General features: G+C 36.9%; 24 protein-coding genes, 5 tRNA genes and 1 pseudogene. 25 read left to right on the top strand and 5 right to left on the bottom strand.

Going from position 1 to position 19092, the window contains the following annotated elements; all coding sequences use genetic code 11:
• Nucleotides 1–223 precede the first annotated feature (223 nt).
• From G415_RS10785 to G415_RS0106605, 6 genes and pseudogenes are all read left to right on the top strand, one after another.
• Nucleotides 224–811: a phage integrase SAM-like domain-containing protein gene (locus tag G415_RS10785; protein WP_051129540.1), complete on the top strand. Its 588-nt coding sequence runs from the start codon at nt 224–226 to the stop codon at nt 809–811.
• 15 nt (nt 812–826) lie between these two features.
• Nucleotides 827–1384, top strand: a pseudogene (locus G415_RS10780) (tyrosine-type recombinase/integrase); the annotation flags it as partial.
• Nucleotides 1371–1544, top strand: coding sequence for a hypothetical protein (locus G415_RS11050; protein ID WP_022670865.1), 174 nt, complete (start codon nt 1371–1373; stop codon nt 1542–1544). The pseudogene G415_RS10780 and the gene G415_RS11050, both read left to right, overlap by 14 nt.
• A 3-nt stretch (nt 1545–1547) precedes the next feature.
• On the top strand, nt 1548–1766 hold the full coding sequence (locus G415_RS0106620) for a hypothetical protein (RefSeq protein WP_022670863.1): 219 nt from the start codon (nt 1548–1550) through the stop codon (nt 1764–1766).
• Between the two features lie 335 nt (nt 1767–2101).
• Nucleotides 2102–2341, top strand: a complete 240-nt coding sequence (locus tag G415_RS0106610; RefSeq protein ID WP_026939632.1) for a DUF2281 domain-containing protein — start codon at nt 2102–2104, stop codon at nt 2339–2341.
• Nucleotides 2338–2724 (top strand): PIN domain-containing protein, encoded by a 387-nt coding sequence (locus G415_RS0106605; protein WP_022670859.1) that lies wholly within the window; start codon nt 2338–2340, stop codon nt 2722–2724. The genes G415_RS0106610 and G415_RS0106605 overlap by 4 nt, the downstream gene beginning before the upstream one ends.
• A gap of 138 nt (nt 2725–2862) precedes the next feature.
• Here the strand turns inward: G415_RS0106605 and G415_RS0106600 are convergent, their stop codons facing one another.
• Nucleotides 2863–3921 carry a hypothetical protein gene (locus G415_RS0106600; protein WP_022670858.1) on the bottom strand — a complete coding sequence of 353 codons (1059 nt, stop codon included), beginning with the start codon at nt 3919–3921 and terminating at the stop codon, nt 2863–2865.
• A 106-nt stretch (nt 3922–4027) separates the two neighbouring features.
• Between G415_RS0106600 and G415_RS0106595 the strand changes: the two genes are divergently transcribed.
• Genes G415_RS0106595 through G415_RS0106580 form a run of 5 tightly spaced genes read left to right on the top strand, consistent with a single transcriptional unit; the run spans nt 4028 to nt 7287 of the window.
• The gene (locus tag G415_RS0106595) at nt 4028–4225 is read left to right on the top strand and encodes a hypothetical protein (protein WP_022670857.1); all 198 of its coding nucleotides are present in this window, start codon (nt 4028–4030) and stop codon (nt 4223–4225) included.
• A complete protein-coding gene (locus G415_RS0106590) occupies nt 4222–4419 on the top strand; it encodes a hypothetical protein (protein ID WP_022670856.1) in 198 nt (65 codons plus the stop codon). The genes G415_RS0106595 and G415_RS0106590 overlap by 4 nt, the downstream gene beginning before the upstream one ends.
• A 2-nt stretch (nt 4420–4421) precedes the next feature.
• On the top strand, nt 4422–5855 hold the full coding sequence (locus G415_RS0106585; RefSeq protein WP_022670854.1) for a DUF3987 domain-containing protein: 1434 nt from the start codon (nt 4422–4424) through the stop codon (nt 5853–5855).
• Between the two features lie 3 nt (nt 5856–5858).
• The gene (locus tag G415_RS11335) at nt 5859–5987 is read left to right on the top strand and encodes a hypothetical protein (RefSeq protein ID WP_272943626.1); all 129 of its coding nucleotides are present in this window, start codon (nt 5859–5861) and stop codon (nt 5985–5987) included.
• Nucleotides 5988–6039: 52 nt separating this feature from the next.
• Nucleotides 6040–7287, top strand: coding sequence for a CHC2 zinc finger domain-containing protein (locus G415_RS0106580; protein WP_022670853.1), 1248 nt, complete (start codon nt 6040–6042; stop codon nt 7285–7287).
• Nucleotides 7288–7433: 146 nt separating this feature from the next.
• On the opposite strand, the gene G415_RS0106575 is transcribed toward G415_RS0106580, so the two are convergent.
• The 3 genes from G415_RS0106575 to G415_RS0106565 all read right to left on the bottom strand — a co-directional run bounded on the left by G415_RS0106575 (nt 7434) and on the right by G415_RS0106565 (nt 8695).
• Nucleotides 7434–7745, bottom strand: a complete 312-nt coding sequence (locus G415_RS0106575; protein ID WP_022670852.1) for a type II toxin-antitoxin system RelE family toxin — start codon at nt 7743–7745, stop codon at nt 7434–7436.
• On the bottom strand, nt 7735–8016 hold the full coding sequence (locus tag G415_RS0106570; RefSeq protein ID WP_022670850.1) for a type II toxin-antitoxin system Phd/YefM family antitoxin: 282 nt from the start codon (nt 8014–8016) through the stop codon (nt 7735–7737). The genes G415_RS0106575 and G415_RS0106570 overlap by 11 nt, the downstream gene beginning before the upstream one ends.
• Before the next feature lie 602 nt (nt 8017–8618).
• Nucleotides 8619–8695 (bottom strand) — tRNA-Arg (locus G415_RS0106565).
• Between the two features lie 163 nt (nt 8696–8858).
• Between G415_RS0106565 and G415_RS0106560 the strand changes: the two genes are divergently transcribed.
• From G415_RS0106560 to G415_RS10775, 4 genes are read left to right on the top strand one after another with little or no spacing between them, the layout of a single operon-like run.
• Entirely contained in the window at nt 8859–9353 is a 495-nt protein-coding gene (locus tag G415_RS0106560; RefSeq protein ID WP_022670849.1) for an RNA polymerase sigma factor, read from the top strand.
• Nucleotides 9350–9937 (top strand): glycogen-binding domain-containing protein, encoded by a 588-nt coding sequence (locus G415_RS0106555; protein ID WP_022670848.1) that lies wholly within the window; start codon nt 9350–9352, stop codon nt 9935–9937. The genes G415_RS0106560 and G415_RS0106555 overlap by 4 nt, the downstream gene beginning before the upstream one ends.
• Before the next feature lie 23 nt (nt 9938–9960).
• On the top strand, nt 9961–10308 hold the full coding sequence (locus G415_RS0106550; RefSeq protein WP_022670846.1) for a glycogen-binding domain-containing protein: 348 nt from the start codon (nt 9961–9963) through the stop codon (nt 10306–10308).
• Nucleotides 10309–10335: 27 nt separating this feature from the next.
• Entirely contained in the window at nt 10336–11319 is a 984-nt protein-coding gene (locus G415_RS10775) for a hypothetical protein (RefSeq protein WP_155825448.1), read from the top strand.
• 29 nt (nt 11320–11348) lie between these two features.
• On the opposite strand, the gene G415_RS0106540 is transcribed toward G415_RS10775, so the two are convergent.
• Nucleotides 11349–12011, bottom strand: coding sequence for a GntR family transcriptional regulator (locus tag G415_RS0106540; RefSeq protein WP_022670844.1), 663 nt, complete (start codon nt 12009–12011; stop codon nt 11349–11351).
• Nucleotides 12012–12063: 52 nt separating this feature from the next.
• Between G415_RS0106540 and G415_RS0106535 the strand changes: the two genes are divergently transcribed.
• The 10 genes from G415_RS0106535 (at nt 12064) to tuf (ending at nt 19092) form a co-directional block, all read left to right on the top strand.
• Nucleotides 12064–12981: a DMT family transporter gene (locus G415_RS0106535; RefSeq protein ID WP_155825446.1), complete on the top strand. Its 918-nt coding sequence runs from the start codon at nt 12064–12066 to the stop codon at nt 12979–12981.
• Entirely contained in the window at nt 12974–13852 is an 879-nt protein-coding gene (locus tag G415_RS0106530; protein ID WP_022670841.1) for a DMT family transporter, read from the top strand. The genes G415_RS0106535 and G415_RS0106530 overlap by 8 nt, the downstream gene beginning before the upstream one ends.
• Entirely contained in the window at nt 13849–14730 is an 882-nt protein-coding gene (locus tag G415_RS0106525) for a DMT family transporter (RefSeq protein ID WP_022670840.1), read from the top strand. Before G415_RS0106530 ends, G415_RS0106525 begins: the two co-directional genes overlap by 4 nt.
• 1 nt (nt 14731) lies before the next feature.
• On the top strand, nt 14732–14995 hold the full coding sequence (locus G415_RS0106520; protein WP_022670839.1) for a DUF1844 domain-containing protein: 264 nt from the start codon (nt 14732–14734) through the stop codon (nt 14993–14995).
• Nucleotides 14996–15036: 41 nt separating this feature from the next.
• Nucleotides 15037–17457, top strand: coding sequence for an HD domain-containing phosphohydrolase (locus G415_RS10770; RefSeq protein WP_022670837.1), 2421 nt, complete (start codon nt 15037–15039; stop codon nt 17455–17457).
• Between the two features lie 67 nt (nt 17458–17524).
• Nucleotides 17525–17600, top strand: a tRNA-Thr gene (locus tag G415_RS0106510).
• 2 nt (nt 17601–17602) lie between these two features.
• Nucleotides 17603–17688 (top strand) — tRNA-Tyr (locus G415_RS0106505).
• 19 nt (nt 17689–17707) lie between these two features.
• Nucleotides 17708–17784, top strand: a tRNA-Gly gene (locus G415_RS0106500).
• A 13-nt stretch (nt 17785–17797) separates the two neighbouring features.
• A tRNA-Thr gene (locus G415_RS0106495) sits at nt 17798–17873 on the top strand.
• 22 nt (nt 17874–17895) lie between these two features.
• Nucleotides 17896–19092: an elongation factor Tu gene (tuf, locus tag G415_RS0106490; RefSeq protein WP_022670821.1), complete on the top strand. Its 1197-nt coding sequence runs from the start codon at nt 17896–17898 to the stop codon at nt 19090–19092.

Genomic DNA, 19092 nt, shown 5'->3' with positions numbered 1-19092 from the left:
CTTTAAATGGTGCCCCGAGCAGGATTCGAACCTGCGGCACCAGGATTAGGAATCTATATCATATGCTTTCTATTCTTTTCGATTTTTTTCTATTGCTTTTTATAAATGCCTTCGTTATAATGATTTTCGAAGGTTGGGGTTTATGTATGTTTCTATCTTTTTATACGGTTTACTGTGTTTCAATGTCCCACTAATGTCCCACTGAATTGTAGGAAGGAATTTAATGGCTATTTATTACAGGTGTAAAAACTGCCGCAGCGACTTCAGTGTAAAATTGAAAGCATGTCCGTTTTGTGGCACACCATTACCAAAAGAAAACCGTATGTTTCGTATTGATGTCTCTTACAATAAAAAAAGAGTTAGAAAAACAATAACTGGCTCTCTTGCCATAGCAAAGGAAGTTGAAGCAAAAATAAGAGCCGAGCTTATAGGTGGCGAATACTATGACAGAAGACAGAAAGCAAAGCAAGAGACAACGCTGAATGAATTTTTTAACACCAAATATTTGCCCGTTATCCAAAAGGAAAAGAAGAGCTGGGACAGAGATGCACAACACTTTAGAGATTATATATCACCCATTATTGGTAAAAAGAAACTCAACGAGATATCGCCCTTTGATGTTGAGAAGATAAAGAAACACCTTGCCGACAAGGGTAAAGCACCAAGAACAATTGAGTATGTCTTAGCAACATTAAGACACATAATCAACAAGGCAAGAGACTGGGGTTATTTTGAAGGCGAAAATCCGACAAGCAAAGTTAAAAAACCCAAAGCAGATAACAGACGCATCCGTTTTCTTACACCAGAATAAGCACAAACGCTCCTTAATGAACTTAAAAAACACAGCCAGCAGGTTTATGAAATGGCGCTGCTATCCTTGCATACTGGTATGCGAGCAGGTGAGATATTTAATCTAAAGTGGGGAGATGTTGATTTAGAAAATGGCATTATTCACATCAAAGACCCAAAAAGTGGTGAAAACAGGATTGCCTATATAACCGATAAAATAAAAAGCATATTTGAAAATAAAACTAAAAAACCAGACGAGTATGTTTTTAAAGACGCCAAAGGCAACAGGATTAAGAAAATATCTCACACATTCTTTAGGGTTGTTGACAAACTGGGTCTTAACGAAGGCATTACCGATGATAGGGATAAAGTCGTTTTTCATACCTTAAGACATACATTTGCTTCTTGGCTTGCCATGCAGGGAACACCCATATACACTATCAAAGAGCTTATGGGACACAAAACCTTAGCTATGACAGAGAGGTATTCACACCTTATGCCTGATGTTAAAAGAAATGCGGTTGGTGGTATAGATAAAATGATGGAACAAAGGGTTGTAAAGATTGAAAGGGGGACAAAAAATGATAGTGTTTGAGACGGAAGATTTTACAATCGAGAGAAAAAGCGGTGGGTGGTATGTCTATACAGACAAGGAAACGGGTAAAACAAAAGCGCAAAGATTGAAAAAGCATGAAGCAGAGCAGATGCTAAAAGAAACAAGACAATCCCTAAATAAGTTTTGGTATTGGTGGTGAGATATGGAGATTGAGAGATATAGTTCACTAATCGATGACATAAGAAAATTACCTTTAAAAGAAAAAGAGAATCTGAAATCACTTATTGAAAAATACATAGCAGAAGAGAAAAGATGCCACGATAAGCCAAAAAGAGATTTAGGGAAAGTTCTTTTGTTGGATAAGATATCCATAGACACCCGTAAATGGAAATTTAAAAGGGATGAAATTTATGACAGATAAAGCTTTCATTGATACCAACACACTCATTTATAGCTTATATCTCGCCAATAACCTTGAGCACGATAAATAATGCTATTAGTCTTGTTGAAAGATACAAGTATTCATATTGGGACAGTCTTATAATCTCTTCTGCACTGGAAACAGGGTGTGATGTTTTATATACAGAAGATTTGCAACACAACCAAACTATCAAGGGAATAAAGATAATAAATCACTTTAAGAAATAAAGTAGAACAATTAAAAAACAAGGGTTAACTTATTTTATGTTTCTGTTGCCATGTCTTAATCTTTTCGTTAAAATCCAAACAAGAGCAGTTAGAAATTTGGAGGTTTCAATGTCTAAAATTGCTGAGCTTGCAGAAAAATTGCCCCCTAATTTAGAAAAAGAAGTAATTGATTTCATAGAATTTCTGATAAACAAAGAATCCAAAATCAAAGGCGAGAATTCAAAAGAGAGTGGAAGTATATCAAAACTAAAAGGCGTGTTTAGTAAATATGCTGACCCTTCGAAAATTGAACTTGAGAAAAAAGCTTGGGAATCGTATGTGAAGGAAAAATGGAGTAATTTGCAATGATAATATTAGATGCCAATATCGTAATAAGATTTCTTATGAACGATAATGTTGAGCAAGCGAACAAAACTGAAGAGATAATTAAGAATAATACCGTTTATATACCAAACGAGGTTTTAGCTGAAATTGTTTATGTGTTAATAGGCGTCTATAAAATACCAAGAAAAGACACGGCAGACACTTTATTATTGCTTGTTCGTAGTCCCAATGTATTTATCTCGGGCAAAAGTAAGGTTATCAATGCTTTAGAAACATTTAAAAACACAAACTTGGATTTTGTAGATTCTTTACTGTGTTCTTATTCTGACACTGATGTTATTGCAACCTTTGACAAGAAGCTAAAAAGTTGTATAAAGAATAGAAAAGGTAATCTTTGGGATATGTAAGCCCTTTTTAAACGGGAGTTATTTTTGCATTGCCAAGGTAGTTTTTTGTTTTGACCAACTTGTTTTTTTAATTGCCCTGCCTATCTCAAAGGAAGTTTTATGTAGGTGTTTCGTTTATTTGACATGGCAGGAGAAAAATCAATTAATTTCTTTTTCCAATTCTCGCCAAATGACTCTTGCTATACGCTCAATATCGAATATCTGTTTAACTTTTCTGCCGCTTTTGTGTTTTTGCTCTCTTTCTTTCTGCCAGAGTTTTGCTTGACGAAAAAACTCAATATATGCATCGTCATAGTCTTTTATATTATCTCTTACTCTGTGATATATGTCAACTAAGGCGGGTTTGATAACCATTGATTTATACCTTCTGCAGTTTTGAGAACACAAAAACTGATGACTTCTGTTGCTTGTAAATACTTTGCCACAAACAGGGCATATGTGTATGTGTTTCAGTTTTCCTTTAAAGAAGACTTCTGTAGCTTTTTTTACTTCATAAAAATGTTTTCCCTTCTGCAGATTAAAATTACTATCTATCAATCCCTTTTGCATCAGAGTATCTTTTAATTCACGCAACACTTTTACCCTATTTGCATATCTAACAAATTCATCGTAAAAATTTTTCCAGCTTTGTTTCAACTCATTATAACCCTTATTGATGTCTATTATTACTTTTCTTAATCTCTTTATTTTAAATTCTTTACGATCCCATCCTGATATTTCGTTGCCATATATTTTATATCCTTTTTCTTTGTCTATAAATGCATAGTTGTAGAGACTTGCATCAAATAGATAGTCGTCGTATTGCTTTTCTATCTCTTCGATTATTTTTAGCCTTATTTTGTATGTTCTTTCATTGTATATTAGAACTGACAAAAATAGCCACTTATCATTGTGAATGTGATATATGTCAATAACAAGATGCTTTTTCAATTTATCCAAAGTTAATTTTTTTGGATTTAACAAGGAATATCCTATGAGAGACGAGAAATCATTGATAATCTGTTTTAAATAATCCAATGCAGGCTGTGGGTCTTTGCCGTTGGTTCTAAAGTATAACTCAATTTTTGGAATGTCTCCATGTCTCATTATAATTTTATCTGCAAAAAAATTGAGGAAATTATATAACCTTTTGAATTTTTCGTATTCTTCATAACCGCTTTCTCTATCAACATTTTCAAACAATTTTATGGGTTTCATTGCAACACTTTCCTGTTATAAAAAATAACATAAACACGGGAAATGCCCATTAAAAATATACCATAAAAGACCTAAAATTACAAAAAAGTTTTGAAGGGGGTGTAAAATGAAATTAATACCACTAAAAGACCAGCAACAGTTAAAGGCAAACGGCATTCATTTTAAAAAATCAACCTTATATTTTTGGCGTCATCAGCGCAAATACCCTGAACTTTTTGTAAAAATCGGTGGGCGTGTTTTTGTTGATATTGATGAATTTTTCAAACTGGCTGAAAAAACAAAAGAAAAGGAGGCAAACCCATGAAACTCGTATCTGTAAGCAACGAAAAGGAGCTAAAGGCAGCAGGTATTCCATTTAAACCGTCAACGCTTTATGCATGGAAGTGGGCAGGCAAATATAAGCAAATCTTCAGAAAAATAGGTGGCAAACTGTTTATTGATGCAGATGAGTTTGAAAAGCTTGTTAATAACAGCAAAATCACAGCAGGAGGGAGGTAGAAATGGGAAAAGTAGAGGGGCTTGCAACCCCCCACAAACCATCTTATTTTGATTATACCACCAAAATATCTGAAAGAAAAGTGGAAAGTCTAATTGAAAACCCAGACCTTATAACTTACGACAGCTTCCCAGATGTTATGCCATACCCTTATGATGAGATTATGCGTGAATTTGCAAAAGCATTTGGTGTTTCTCCTGCCGTGCCTATTAGTGCATTTTTGACAGCCATAGGTGCTGCGGCAGGAAAGAGATGGACACTTGAAGTAAAAACCAACAAACGCATTCATCCTAATATCTGGACTATACTGATTGGACAATCTGGAACAGGTAAATCACCAGCTACAAAATCCATATTAGAAGGACTATTTGAATTGGAAAAGGAAAACTATAAGAGATACAAAAGAGAACTCAATGAATACAGCAGACAAGCAGCAGAAAACAAGAAAAACGGCTTTATTGCAGAGCCACCAGTATATCGTCAACTAATCGTAGAAGACACTACAATTGAAGCATTATCCATAGCCCTGCAGGGCAACGAGAATGGAATTTTACTCTATACTGATGAGCTTGCCAGCTTCTTGTTGGGTATGGACAAATACAAACAGAAAGAAAGTGGAACAAAAGAGAAGCTGTTAAGCGCCTATGATGGCGGCGCATGGAAAATCAACCGTATAACAAGAGAGACCATCTTTATCCCAAATGCTTTAGTCTCTATCTTTGGAACCATTCAACCAGAAGTGCTTAAAAAGGCTTTTTCTGAAGAAGACTTTTACAACGGTTTCCTGCAACGCTTCTGTTTCTTTTTTACCCCTGACAATGATTTACCTGTTTTAACAGATGCCACTATAAGCATTGAAAACCGCAAAAAGATAAAAGAGCTGTATGAGCGGCTAATAAACAACACCATTAGCATAACGATACAAATGACAGACATGGCAAGGAGTGTTTATGTTGACTGGTATAGCAAACTCAGTGAAGAAAAGGATAAGGGTTTCTCTTTAAGTTTTTTAGCAAAATTGGACATTCAAGTTTTGAAGTTGGCATTGATTTTTACAATCTTGGAAGACAAAAAGGTTGTTGATGAACTAAACATAAAAAGGGCAATAGTCGTTGGGGAGTATTTAAAAAGGACGCATTTGAAGGTTGTAAACACGCTCAATTTTGATGAGACGACAAGGGAGATAGCAAAGGCTATCCTTGCCCTGCAGGAGAAAAACGGCAGCAACATTGTTTTAACTCAAGATTTGCAAAATTACTTAAGCGAAACTGGACTTTTTATAAAACCCGTTGAATTGGGACGAATTTTAAGAAGTAAACTAAAACTACAGACAGCAACCCGCACACAAAACAAGCGTGGTGTTTTTATAACACAGGAAGATAAAACACGACTAAAAACTCTATTTTTAAAAACAAGTGGCAATCTGGCAAACTTTTAGAAAATGCTGTTTCTATCAGGTTTTTCTAATGCCACATGTATCTGGCATAAAGTGGCAATCTGGCATAGGTTTTATCAATTTTGCCAGATACTGCCACATATATCTGGCATAAGGATATTGGCGTTAGAATAACATTTTACGGATGCTCTGCCAGATGCCAGATGTTTTTAAAACAGGAGACCTAATGAACCTACTAAACCTATTAGAACAAGACGGCTTCAACCCTAAAAGAGTGGCAAGCACAGATGGCGGTGAGTATGCCTGCCCTTGCCCTTTCTGTGGAGGTGAAGATAGATTTAGAGTTTGGCCAGAAAAAGACAGGTTCTGGTGTAGGCAGTGCAATGCAAAGGGCGACTCTATTGAGTATTTAAAGAAAGCAAAAGGGTTAAGCTTTAAAGAGGCTTGTAGTTATCTCAATATCTCTCCTGCCCTGCATACAAACAAACAGAATAAGCAGAAAAGTAAAACAGTATCAAACATTAAGGCATGGCAAGAAAAAGCAATGAACTTTGTTAAGAAAAGTCAAGAATATCTATGGCAGAATGCTTTTGCTTTAGAGTTTTTGGAAAACGAAAGGTTTTTAAAGAGAGAGACTATAAAACACTTTAGGTTGGGGTTTAACCCTTTTAACATCTTTGAATCTGCAGCAAACTGGGGATTAAAAGACCGCAACAGGGTTTTTCTTCCTAAAGGAGTTGTCATCCCTATTTTTAAAGATAATCAGATACTCCGTGTCAAGATTAGAAGATTTAATGAAACTCCTAAATACAAAGCTTTTGCAGGTAGTAATATGCAACCAGTCATATTTGAAAAAAGTGTCGATTGCGTTATTGTAGTTGAAAGTGAGTTAGATGGTATGCTTCTGTGGCAGGAGACAAACTGCAGCATCCTTGCTTTGGGAAGTGTTGCAATATTCCCTGACGATAAAATACTCAAGACCCTTAAGAGAGCCAAACATGTTATAATTCTATTGGACTATGACAAGCCAGGGATAGAAAAAGTATTAAATCTATGGCTAAAGCATTTTAGGTATGCTACTTGGCTTGTTCCACCTATTGGAAAAGACCCAACCGAATGTTTTGCCAAAGGTGTGCAGTTTGAAGACTGGCTACCTTCTTATGCTTTTGCTCCTGCAAGAAAAGAAATCTATACCGTTTGTGATAAAGAAGAAATAGACAGAAGAGAAAACTTTAGAATGCCGATGATAGAAAAACTATCAGAAACACTTAACAACGGGCAAAGCTACATAACGCTTAAAGGGATATGGCAAGGCAGGAAAGCAGACGCACTTCGTTTAAGAACCGTTCTTTTTAATAAGCATTTGAAGATAACCACATTAGAAAAACTCTACGATGCCATTATTAACACCAACAATCAAGTGCAGGATAGAGTAAAAGACAATGGGCTTGATGTTTTTGAAAACCCCTTCTAATTCTTTTCTTGCCTTGCCTTTATTTTACAATACACACACACAAAACAGAAGCAAAACTTAACTTAACCCATAAATTTTTGCTGAATATCGCTTAAAAGCTGCGCCGACCGCCGCCGCAAACCTGCAATTCTTTGCAAGAACCTATTTCAGTCTTCTGTTCTCTCTATCCTACTAAAAAGCACTTTGTAAACTTTCTTTTTGTCTCTTTTATCTATAGCCCATATTTCAACTATTTTTGAGCTTTCGATAATTCTATAAACTATACGATACCTTTTATCTAAAACATAGATTTTGTAAAAACCTGTTAAATTCATACCAAATTTATCTTGAAGAGCTTCTCCAAAATAGGGATTAATGGAAAACTTGTCTATCTTCTTTGCCACCTGTTTCCTTATAGAGTTATCCAGTTTGGCAAAATCCTGCTCCGCTTCAGGTATGAATTCTATCTTATAACTCATACTTGGCTTTTATATCTTCCCATGAAATGTTGTTATCGGGATTGTAATTTTTCATTCTTTTTTTTAGATTTTCTGATATATCTAACTCTTCCAACAACCCTGCTGCTTCTAATAGAGTTTCATACTCTTCTGTTGACATGATTACAGCTTTGATTTTATTCCTTCTGCTAACAAATACCTTTGTCTTTTCGGAATCAATATCTCTTATGATTTTAGGCAACTGTTTTTGAAGCTCTGTTATGCTTATCATTTTGTCTGTGTTTATCAGCATAAAACCACCCCCTTAACTTTAGATACTAAAAATATAAGTATTTCTTTACTTAAGTCAATAAGCAAAGACACTCTATTACACCCTACATCTTAAAAAATCCTATAAGAGATAAGAGAAAGGTATTCCTATATTCTCTCTAACATAAGCTTACACCTACTTTTGTAGGCAGACACAAATAAGAAAGATAAAGATATTTATCTCAAGGCAAGGGAAAGGAGAAAACCAATAATTGATAGGTTCTTCTTGAGAGTTTCATACACACGGAGCGCTTCGACGCAGGATTCGAGCGATATTCAACCTGAAAAATATTAGCACAACTGCACAGAGTAGGAACATTCTAAAGGTTTACAGACAACAAAAAGCTTATAGAGAAGGGGATTTATGCATCAATATTTCTTTAAATGCTATGCTACATTTGTGTTTGAGTAGAGAATTTGAACAAGAAAAAAACGGAGAAAAAAACAACAGCATAGAGAGCAAAATACGGATGTCCCACTGCCTTGACTGGTTTTCAATGTCCCACTAATGTCCCACTGGAAAATTAAACGAAAAAAGCCAACCCAAGCGAGTTGCCCAGATTGGCTTAATGACGGGCTTTTCAATGGTGCCCCGAGCAGGATTCGAACCTGCGGCACCAGGATTAGGAATCCTGTGCTCTATCCTACTGAGCTATCGGGGCACAGTGGCATCATTCCTTGAAAAGACAGCGATTTTTTATACTTTTCGTCTCAAAATGTCAAGTGAAAAGTAGAAAGGAACAGAGATATTTCGTTAGCAACTCGTTAGCAAGGTTTGAAAATTTTGTGTAACTTTTTTGGTTTTTAAGAGTTATAGTATATGAGATGCGAGCCCGGGAATTTGAAGAGTTTTTTATAGAGACCAAAAATAGGTTTTTCTCTTATCTTGTTAAAATAGTCGGAAATAGGGAAGATGCGACAGATATTTTACAGGAAGCTTATACAAAAATGTTTGAGAATTATAGACACAATCTATCAAAACCTTTGCTTTATAAAATTGGGTATAATCTTTTTATTGACATGAAAAGAAGGAGTAAATTTAAAGCTGAAGTTGCTGATACTGATATTGAAAATAGTGTTAGTTCTGCTTATAACGCTTTTGAGTTGGCTTTGATTGATGAGAAATATGAAGGTGTTTTGAAGATGCTTGAGAAATTACCCGAAGATGAAAGAAATTTGATATCCATGGTGTCTTCAGGGGATTTAACTTATAGGGAGATTGGCAAAATATTAAACATGAGCGAAGGAAACATAAAGATAAAGGTTTACAGAATTAGGAAAAAGCTAAAAGAGATGATGAGAAAGGAGGGATTAATATGAGAAACAGTAGAATAGAAGATAGAGAGTTGTTGATTTCGAAATATATAGATAATGAGCTTGATCTGGATGAAAAAATAGAGTTTGTAAAAATTCTTAAAAAGGATGATGAGCTGTATAGAGAATCAATTGAGATGCTTGAAAGCGAAAAGTTGGTATCTTTCGAAATTCCATATAATAATTCTTTTCATATTGAGAATAGACATACAAGTAAGACATTTTACAAGCAAATTGGTATGATTGCTGCTGTGTTGTTAGTTATTTTTTCTTTTGTTTTGGGTTTTTACAGTGGAAAAGTTAATAAAGGTAATAAGAAGGTTATTAGCAAAAATGAGATTGTTTACAGGTTTGTTTACTATGACCCTTCGGCCAAAAGTGTGGCTCTTATAGGTAGTTTTACTGGTTGGAAAAAGATTTACCTAAAAAAAGTAGGTTCTGGATACTGGCAGGCTTATGTTAAGCTATCACCTAATGGTTTTTATAAATATAATTTTGTTGTAAACGATAAAAAGGTCATTTATGATCCTTCTAACCCGGCAAAAATATATAACGGTTTTGGCGGCTTTGATTCTGTTATAAAAGCTTGAAAAACTCAAAAAGGAGGTGCCTTATGAAGTTGTTTAGAAAGGTATCGGGAGTTGTAGCAGTAGCTTTTATCTTGGGGGGTTGTTCGTCTTCTCCTTATCTTGTCAAAAAGGAGAATCGTAAACTTGTCTTTTATGCTCAGATACCTAAAGCCAGGCATGTATATTTTGTTTCGAGCCTTACCAATTTCAGAAAAATTAAAGCTACCAGAGTAGAAGACAATCTTTGGAAGGCAGAAGTTCCGTTTAAGCCTGGTATAGTAAAGTATTTCTATATAGTTGACGGGCATGTTTTTGTTCCTCCTTGCAAAATGAAAGAGAAAGATGGCTTTGGTGGTGAGGACTGTGTCTATGTTGCGACAAAAAGTATGTAACCTTTTCGGCGCTAAAGCGTTTAATAAGTGAAGACTGAGGAAAAAAGAGAAGGAGGTGTGAAGATGTTAAGAAAAACCTTTGTGAGTGTGTCTTTAGCTTTAGCGCTTTCTGCTCCGGCATTTTCTGCTAATCTTGACCAGCTTATGACTCAGTTATCGCCGCAGTTAAGAACAAAGGTGCAAACCATGGTTGATCTTGGGGTTAACACAAATGCCGTTGCCGAAATGGTTCAGAGTATGATTCAAAACAGGGTTCAAAATCGTGTTGCTATGCAGATGGTAAATCAGATTATAGCTGCTGAAAAACATGGACTTCCTGTAGAACCTTTAATATCCAAGGCCGAAGAAGGTTTTGCTAAGGGTGTTTCTGCAGATAAGATAGCCCAGGCCATGCAGCAGACCAGAAATATGTATGCTTACGCCTATTCCAAGGCAAAGGCTCTAACATCTGACAAACAGGCTCAAAAGCAAATGGCTGAGAATATTGTTAACGCTCTGGCAGCCGGGGTGAACAAAGAAGAAATGAACAAAATAATGGCCCAAATTCAGCAGAGAACAAGAACAATGAATAGAGTTCAGGCCCAAAAACTCGCTGAAGAGACCACTAAAACGGTTGCTACTTTTGCCATGTACGGAGTAAGCGGTAAAGAAACAGTTGATACCGTAACCAATGCTCTCAAGAATGAGGCTACTCCCGGCGACATGAAACAGGTTAGAGAAACTCTGACAGATAGCGCCAATCATATGAGTGCTCAGATGGCTGCAGAAAGTATAAACGAAGCTATACATGAAGGCGGTATGTCCGCTGTTAGCTCAGCCGGAGGCATGGGCAGAGGAACAACTGGTTCCGCCGGAGGTATGGGCGGCGGCTCCGCTGGAGGTGGTGCCAGTGGAACAGGTGGAGGTATGGGCGGCACAGGAGGAGGCCCATCAGGCGGTATGGGAAGCGGAGCATCTGGTGGTGCTGGTGGCTCAGGTGGTGGCCACGGCGGTGGCGGCGGTCATAGATAACAAAACGGCCGGGCTTTTAGCCCGGTTTTTTATTTTGCATCTGGGTAATACTTTAGAATAAACCTTTTTTGCACTTCAAAGGACCAGTGGACATCTTTGATGAATAAGGCAGCGGATTGGTAATCCTTTTTTCTGAATAGCTCAACTAATTCTGCATGTTCTTTTAGTGAGTTATACTCCCACTCTGGGAGATACTCTTTTCTTCGTGGAAAGTCATAAAGTCTCTGTTTGGAAATAGAGATTATCCTTAGAACTTCCCAGTTGTCTGAAAGTAAAAGATAGGTGTTGTGAAACTCCAAATTTAGCTCATAATATTTGTCGAAATTTTTGTCATCTAAAGCTTCTCTCATTTTTTCGTTTAATTTTGCCATCTTGTCAATGTCGTTTTCCGTTAATTTATTTGCCGTCTCGCTTATTATGGCACACTCAAGTGCTCCTATTATCTGGTATAGGTTCTCTATATCTTTTAGATTTAATGCTTTAACCTTAACGCCCTTTCTTGGCATTATTTCGACAAACCCATCACTTTCAAGTTTTAGTAGAGCATCTCTTAAAGGTGTTTTGCTTATTCCAAGTTCTCTGCTTAAAGCTCCTAAGTCCAATAAATCGCCTTTTCTTATTTCACCTGCATTAATTTTTTCCTTTAAATGTTCATATACCTGTTCCCTTAACGATTTAGTATTGATGCTCATCTTTTTCTCCTTGTGTTTTGCTTTTTTCTGATATATAGTATATCACTCAAAAGTGCAAGTTTTTTTATTTGGAAAGATGCGGAATTATTCGTTTTTTAAAGGCGTTTTATACTCGGTTATCTCAGCTCTCTGTTTTGCGACATTGGCGGTTTTGATTAAGGTGGGCTATGATGCAAACTTAACCACACTGAAGATGCTTTTTATGAGATTTTTCTCTGCTGTTGTACTCTTCGGCTCTTTTCTGGCTTTATTTAAAAGAGAACAGCTAAAAATAAGCAAATCACTTCTGTTTAAAGCTTTTATAACTGGCAGTGTTTTATATACGACTCAGGCATTCTGTTTTTTTAAAGCCATTCAGTTCACATCGCCCAATGTTGTTGAACTTTTGCTTTACATCTATCCTGCCTTTGTAAGCGTTTTGGCGTTTTTCTTTTTTAAGGAGAGCTTTACATTTTTTAAGTTTGTTTATATTGCGGTTATACTCATCGGTTTTGGCTTTATCTTTCATGATGCTTTCTCATCAAAAATAGAGCTCAAAGGTGTTTTGTTTGGCTTTTCTGCAATGATTGTGTATAGCTTTTATCTTATTGTGATTCAAAAGTTTGTAAAAAGCGAAAATCCTTTTGCTTTTAGTTTTTTTACCATATTTTTCGCTTTTGTTTCTTTTTCGGTTTTTACCTTTGTCAAAGAAGGAGTGTTCGTTCCTAATTTAACCCAGATGGGTGTTGGTTTGCTTTTGGGTTTAATTCCAACTTTTCTTGCCATGCTTTTTCTGTTTGTTGCCATAAAGGAGTTTGGTTCTGCACTTGCGAGCATATTTTCTTCGGTTGAACCGGTTTTTGAGATAGCTTTGAGTTATCTTTTACTTGGTATAGGTCTAAATATGCTGCAGTTTGTTGGTGGAGCTCTGATTCTAATTGGCGTGTTTATGGCTAATTTTTATCATCTAAGGGAGAGCAGCGGTGTTTAAGCTTTCAAAGGAGTATATAGCCGACCTTTTGCTCTTATCTGTCACAATTTTTTGGGGCTCAACATTTATCATCGTAAAAGAGTCAATAAATATGATGCCCACCTTTGCGTTTTTATCAATCAGATTTTGGATTGCAAGCATTCTTTTGATTCTTATGTTCTCTTATAAATTAAAACATTTAAACAGAGAGCTAATCAGAGATGGCGTAATTTTGGGTATTGTTCTGTTTTTGGCTTATGCCTTTCAAACCGTTGCCCTTGAGTATGAGAAAGCAAGCATTGTTGGTTTTCTGACAGGTTTGAATGTGATTTTTACGCCAATTCTCTCTGCTTTTTTGTTGAAAAAGGTGCCATCTGTATTTTCTCAGGTTGGAGCTCTGCTTGCTTTTGTTGGTATGGGTATGATGTCATTTAAAGGCGGATTGAGTTTGTCAAAAGGTGATTTGCTTACGATAATTTGTGCTATATTCGTTGCTATTCAGATAGTTTTGACGGATAGGTATTCAAGAAAGCATGATACCTATCTTTTGACGGTTGTCGAGATAACTATTCTGGCGATTCTTTCGACTTTGGTAAATCTTGCAAGTGAACCTTATCTTTTTCCAAAGAAGTGGAATATGTATCTTATCGGTTCGTTTCTTATTACTGCCATTTTTGCCACTGTTTATGCATTTGTTATTCAAAATACAGCCCAGAAGTACACAACACCAACAAAAACAGCCATAATCTTTGTTATGGAGCCTGTATTTGCTGCTATATTTGGTTATCTGCTTGGTGGTGAAGTTTTAAGCTTAAGAGCATACATAGGTGCGGTTATAATGTTTGCTGGATTGTTTATGGCAGAAGTAGGCCCTGCTTTGGTGAAGAGATGATAAAGATTTATGCCGTTTTGCTGTTTGGTATATTTTCTGTCTCTGTTGCAAGTATTATCATAAAACTGACATACGATGTTCCTGCTTTAATTATGAGCACCTACAGGCTTGTTATATCTTCTGTTATTTTGATTGGTATCTCGTATTTCAAAAGAAAAAATGTAAGATTGTCTTCGAAAAAAGAGCTGTTTGTTGCGGTTTTGAGTGGTTTTTTCTTAAGTATTCACTTTATAAGCTGGATTGCATCTATAAAATATACATCCGTTGCAAGTTCCGTTACGCTTGTCTCAACAAGTCCCATCTTTGTTTTACTTTTTTCTGTTCTTATATTTAAAGAGAAACAGGACAAAAAAACAATACTTGCGGTTTTGGGCTCTGTTATTGGGAGTGGATTGATTGCATTTTCAGATAGCGGCATGATAACAGGCGGCTTTGATAAGAAGGCTCTTCTTGGTGATATGCTTGCTGTTGTGGGTGCGATTGCGGTAAGCGTCTATTTTATGGCTGGTTCTTTTTTGAGAAGAAACATAGATACATTCCATTACATAACACTTGTTTACTCCTTTGCCGCATTTTTTTCTCTTCTGTTTGCAATAGCAAGTGGAGAGTCGTTTGTTGGGTATAGGCCAGTTTCTTATCTCTATATGCTTCTGCTTGCACTTGTGCCACAGCTTCTTGGCCACACATCGTTTAATTGGGCTCTTAAACATCTAAAAGCCAATGCTGTTGCTATATCTACACTTGGCGAGCCGATAGGTGCTTCTATTTTAGCTTATCTGTTTTTTTCTCAAACGGTTGGTGTTGGTCAGCTTATAGGTATGGTGATTGTTCTTGCTTCTATTGTTATTGCTGTAAAAAGCGGCTATAAGGAGGGCTAAAATGGATGATAAACCTAAGTTTGCAGACCTTATTCTCTCTTTAGCCCAAAGTGTTTATGTTCTGCTTGGTGTGGTTGAAGACCCATTTTCTAAGGAGAAAAAGATTGATTTAAAACAGGCAAAATATACGATAGACCTTATAGAAGTGTTAAAGGAAAAGACAGAAGGCAATCTTTTGAAGGATGAGCAAGAGTTGTTAGAAGAAGTGCTTTACGATTTGAGAATGAAATATTTATATGCTTTAGATAAGCATAAGAGTGAGTAATAATTGAAGATTTTTCCAAAGGAGTTATAAATTTTTCTGCTATGGGAATAAAGGAGAAGTTTAAGAATGTAAAGGTCTCGATGATATCTGTTTTGTTAACAGCATCCCTTCTTATCACAGCTTTATCTGTTTTTGTTGTCGGATATTTTTGGCACAAGACTGCTCTTGAGTGTTATCACGAAAATGTAAAACATATTACCAGCATTTACCTTGAAAATGCCAAAGAGTATTCAAAGTATATGGTTGATAACATAATAAAGGAGATAGAAGAAGATATAAATTACACATACGGAAAGATAAAAAAGGAAAAACAGGCAGAATTTTACAAAACTGTAAGAAAGCTCTATGCTCTAAAAAGTGAAGGCAGAGACAAGTTTCTTCTGTTTGCAAGAAGGTATTTGGCTTTAGAGACATTTAACTCTGACATCACATATTACATATTTGATTTAAAGGGCAGGTGTCTATTTAACCCATTTGATAAGCTTTTGGAAGGCAGGAATTTGATTGGTTTAGAAGATAAGAAGTCTAATAAACCGTTTTTGAAGCTTGTAAATCTTGCAAAGAGTCATGATACTGGCTGTCTCTTTCAAAATTATCCTTACAACTGGCACTTTCTGAAAAAAGAAGACATCGGAAGGTATGGTTTTACATTCTTTGTTGTTTTTAGAAATTATGGATATATAGTTGTTGGCAGGTTTGACCTTGAGCCTATTGAGTATAGCTTGCATCAGAAGTGGGTTAAGTATCTGTCAATATACAGATACGGTAAAAATAATCACGGATACATATTTGTTTTAAAGTTAAGAAAACATCCTTCGAATGGTTGCTTTGCTTACGAGATAGTAAATCCGAACAGACCAAAAGCCGAAAGCAGGTGCCTTTCGCTTTTGAAAAAGGATAAAGAAGGCTTTTTGTATAGGGAAAAATATTTTAAAGATATAGAGACAAAGGGATACTCTTTTGTTGAGTATTACTATAGATTGCCAGGTAGCGATAGGGATGTGCTAAAAGTAAGTTATCTAAAATTATTCAAGAGATGGAATTGGGTTATAGGAACGGGCACATATATGCCAGATTTGTATAGTTCTTTACGCCTTGCACAGATTAGAGACAAGAGAGAGCTAAACAGAGTTAAAACCACGATGGCTCTTGTGTTTTCGGTCGTCTCTTTTCTGATACTTGCACTCTATTTGTATGTTTCAAGATTTGCCAACAGAAAAATCAACACGGTATTTAGAAAATTTGAAGATTATTTAAGCAGGGCAGAGTTTATAGACACGCGCCCATATAGGCGTATAAAACAGCTAATGTGGATAACTGGCAGTTTAAATAAGGCGATAGAGAAGTTTAAGAAATATGAGAACGATTTGCTTAAATCCTTTGTTGATGTGCTTGAAACCCGCGATATATACACAAAAGGGCATTCTCAAAGGGTTGCTTTCTATTCGAAAAAGATTGCCGAAGCTTTAGGTTTTGATGAGAAGTTTCAAGAGAAGATTTATAAAGCAGGCCTTCTGCACGATATAGGCAAGGTGGGCATACCCGACAACATACTTCTAAAACCGGGAAGGTTGTCAGAGAATGAGTATAAAACGATAAAATATCACTCTGTCATATCGTATGAGATACTAAAAAGGGTTGAGCATTTTAAAGATATAGCAGAGTGTGTAAGGCAGCATCACGAGAAGTGTGATGGGAGTGGTTATCCTGATGGGCTTAAGTGTGATGAGATATGTATTGAAGCACGCATACTTGCAATAGCTGACATATTCGATGCACTAACGACGACAAGACCTTACAGAAAGGCGTTTACACCAGAAGAAGCTATTGAGATTTTGAAAAAGGAGAAGGTTGACCAAGATATTCTGAGTAAGGTTGAGAAGGTTCTTCTTGATGCATTTAAGGAGAGAGAGCTCACAACGGCTGAATTTATGTCAGAAGAAATAGATAGAATAAGAAGTGAAATATTTAAGGTTGATTATATGACAGGTTTGCTATTTATTACTTCCTTTGTCGGAGAGTTGCGAAGTTTGATAAAGAATAACAGAAGATTTGTTCTTTTTGCTATAAATATAAAGGGTATAGCTGAAGTAAACTATAGATTTTCAACCGAAACAGGCAATAGAGTCATAGAAAACATGGCAAAGATTATAAAAGATGCTGAAAAATTATTTAAGGGTGAGATGTTTGCCTGCCGTGCCTATGCTGATATCTTTCTCGTTGCTGTGAAGTTGGATAAATTTTCGCTTGAAGAGATAGAGTCTTTCTTTAATGGTATCAATTTAGCAAGATTATTAAAAGAAAGTTTTATGGATGATACTAAATGCAGAGAGAAGACAAAGAAGGGCGTGTGTATAAGCGAGTATATAGGTGTTGTGGTGGATAGGGTTGTCTATCCTGAAGATGGCGAAACAGCTGAAGAGTTGATATACTTCGTTGAGAAGAAGATAAAAAGAAAATAAAAATGCAAAAAAGTTAACTTAAGGGTTGACAAATGAATTTTTGCGTATATAATCCCATTTTGCCTGAGCTGGCGTAGCTCAATCGGTAGAGCAGCTGACTTGTAATCAGCCGGTTGGGGGTTCAAGTCCCTTCGCCAGCTCCAGTGGAGAGGTTCCCGAGCGGTCAAAGGGAGCAGACTGTAAATCTGCCGGCTTATGCCTTCGGAGGTTCGAATCCTCCCCTCTCCACCATTTTTAGTGGTGTCAAAGAGCGGGAATAGCTCAGTTGGCTAGAGCATCAGCCTTCCAAGCTGAGGGTCGCGGGTTCGAGTCCCGTTTCCCGCTCCATTTTTATTTAGGCGCCCATGTAGCTCAGCCGGTAGAGCACTTCCTTGGTAAGGAAGAGGTCGGCGGTTCGAGCCCGCTCGTGGGCTCCATAAGTTTTTTAAGGAGGCTTTTATGGCAAAGGAAAAATATGTCCGCTCAAAACCACATGTTAACATCGGAACAATCGGCCACATCGACCATGGTAAAACAACTCTAACAGCAGCTATCACAAAGGTTTTGGCAGAGAAGGGTAAAGCAGAGTTCAAGGATTACAACGACATCGACAATGCACCAGAAGAGAAAGAGAGAGGAATCACAATCAACACTGCTCATGTTGAGTATGAGACAGACAAAAGACACTATGCTCATGTTGACTGTCCAGGGCATGCTGACTACATCAAGAACATGATTACTGGTGCTGCTCAGATGGACGGTGCTATTCTTGTTGTCTCTGCAGCAGATGGTCCAATGCCACAGACAAGAGAGCACATACTTCTTGCAAGACAGGTTAATGTTCCATACATCGTTGTATTCCTAAACAAGATTGATATGGTTGATGATGAAGAGCTTGTTGACCTTGTTGAGATGGAAGTAAGAGAGCTTCTCTCAAAGTATGGCTACCCTGGTGATGATGTTCCAGTAATCAGAGGTTCAGCTCTAAAAGCTCTTGAGACACCACCAGGCCAGTCCAACGAGTGGACAAAGGCAATAGAAGAGTTAATGGATGCAGTTGATGAATACATACCAACTCCACAGAGAGAAGCAGACAAACCATTCTTGATGCCAATTGAAGATATCTTCTCCATCTCAGGAAGAGGAACAGTCGTAACAGGAAGAGTGGAAAGAGGCGTTCTCAAGCCAGGTGAAGAAGTAGAAATCGTAGGCTTCAGAGAGACAAGAAAGACTGTTGCAACATCCCTTGAGATGTTCAGAAAGATACTTGACGAAGCAATGGCTGGAGACAATGTTGGAGTTCTCCTAAGAGGTATCAAGAAAGAAGATGTTGAAAGAGGAATGGTTCTTGCAAAACCAGGTTCCATCACACCACACAAGAAGTTCAAGGCTCAGGTCTATGTTCTGACCAAAGACGAAGGTGGAAGACACACACCATTCTTCGATGGTTATAGACCACAGTTCTACATCAGAACCACAGATGTTACTGGAACCGTTCATCTGCCAGAAGGCGTTGAGATGGTTATGCCAGGAGACAATGTTGAATTAACTGTTGAACTCATTGCACCTGTTGCTTTAGAGAAAGAGACACGCTTCGCTATCAGGGAAGGTGGTAGAACAGTTGGTGCTGGTGTTATAACGGAGATATTGGAGTAA

This window comes from Hippea alviniae EP5-r (genome assembly GCF_000420385.1).
In the GTDB taxonomy this organism is placed as follows: Bacteria; Campylobacterota_A; Desulfurellia; order Desulfurellales; family Hippeaceae; genus Hippea; species Hippea alviniae.
The sequence above is the reverse complement of the archived record's forward strand: the minus strand, read 5'-3'. Positions and strand labels throughout refer to the sequence as shown.

Excerpts from the sequence above, each read along its gene's own strand:
- G415_RS10785 (WP_051129540.1), top strand. The coding sequence starts at position 224 with ATGGCTATTTATTACAGGTGTAAAAACTGCCGCAGCGACTTCAGTGTA.
- G415_RS11050 (WP_022670865.1), top strand. The coding sequence starts at position 1,371 with ATGATAGTGTTTGAGACGGAAGATTTTACAATCGAGAGAAAAAGCGGT.
- G415_RS0106620 (WP_022670863.1), top strand. The coding sequence starts at position 1,548 with ATGGAGATTGAGAGATATAGTTCACTAATCGATGACATAAGAAAATTA.
- G415_RS0106610 (WP_026939632.1), top strand. The coding sequence starts at position 2,102 with ATGTCTAAAATTGCTGAGCTTGCAGAAAAATTGCCCCCTAATTTAGAA.
- G415_RS0106605 (WP_022670859.1), top strand. The coding sequence starts at position 2,338 with ATGATAATATTAGATGCCAATATCGTAATAAGATTTCTTATGAACGAT.
- G415_RS0106600 (WP_022670858.1), bottom strand. The coding sequence starts at position 3,921 with ATGAAACCCATAAAATTGTTTGAAAATGTTGATAGAGAAAGCGGTTAT.
- G415_RS0106595 (WP_022670857.1), top strand. The coding sequence starts at position 4,028 with ATGAAATTAATACCACTAAAAGACCAGCAACAGTTAAAGGCAAACGGC.
- G415_RS0106590 (WP_022670856.1), top strand. The coding sequence starts at position 4,222 with ATGAAACTCGTATCTGTAAGCAACGAAAAGGAGCTAAAGGCAGCAGGT.
- G415_RS0106585 (WP_022670854.1), top strand. The coding sequence starts at position 4,422 with ATGGGAAAAGTAGAGGGGCTTGCAACCCCCCACAAACCATCTTATTTT.
- G415_RS11335 (WP_272943626.1), top strand. The coding sequence starts at position 5,859 with ATGCTGTTTCTATCAGGTTTTTCTAATGCCACATGTATCTGGCATAAA.
- G415_RS0106580 (WP_022670853.1), top strand. The coding sequence starts at position 6,040 with ATGAACCTACTAAACCTATTAGAACAAGACGGCTTCAACCCTAAAAGA.
- G415_RS0106575 (WP_022670852.1), bottom strand. The coding sequence starts at position 7,745 with ATGAGTTATAAGATAGAATTCATACCTGAAGCGGAGCAGGATTTTGCC.
- G415_RS0106570 (WP_022670850.1), bottom strand. The coding sequence starts at position 8,016 with ATGCTGATAAACACAGACAAAATGATAAGCATAACAGAGCTTCAAAAA.
- G415_RS0106560 (WP_022670849.1), top strand. The coding sequence starts at position 8,859 with ATGCGAGCCCGGGAATTTGAAGAGTTTTTTATAGAGACCAAAAATAGG.
- G415_RS0106555 (WP_022670848.1), top strand. The coding sequence starts at position 9,350 with ATGAGAAACAGTAGAATAGAAGATAGAGAGTTGTTGATTTCGAAATAT.
- G415_RS0106550 (WP_022670846.1), top strand. The coding sequence starts at position 9,961 with ATGAAGTTGTTTAGAAAGGTATCGGGAGTTGTAGCAGTAGCTTTTATC.
- G415_RS0106540 (WP_022670844.1), bottom strand. The coding sequence starts at position 12,011 with ATGAGCATCAATACTAAATCGTTAAGGGAACAGGTATATGAACATTTA.
- G415_RS0106525 (WP_022670840.1), top strand. The coding sequence starts at position 13,849 with ATGATAAAGATTTATGCCGTTTTGCTGTTTGGTATATTTTCTGTCTCT.
- G415_RS0106520 (WP_022670839.1), top strand. The coding sequence starts at position 14,732 with ATGGATGATAAACCTAAGTTTGCAGACCTTATTCTCTCTTTAGCCCAA.
- G415_RS10770 (WP_022670837.1), top strand. The coding sequence starts at position 15,037 with ATGGGAATAAAGGAGAAGTTTAAGAATGTAAAGGTCTCGATGATATCT.
- tuf (WP_022670821.1), top strand. The coding sequence starts at position 17,896 with ATGGCAAAGGAAAAATATGTCCGCTCAAAACCACATGTTAACATCGGA.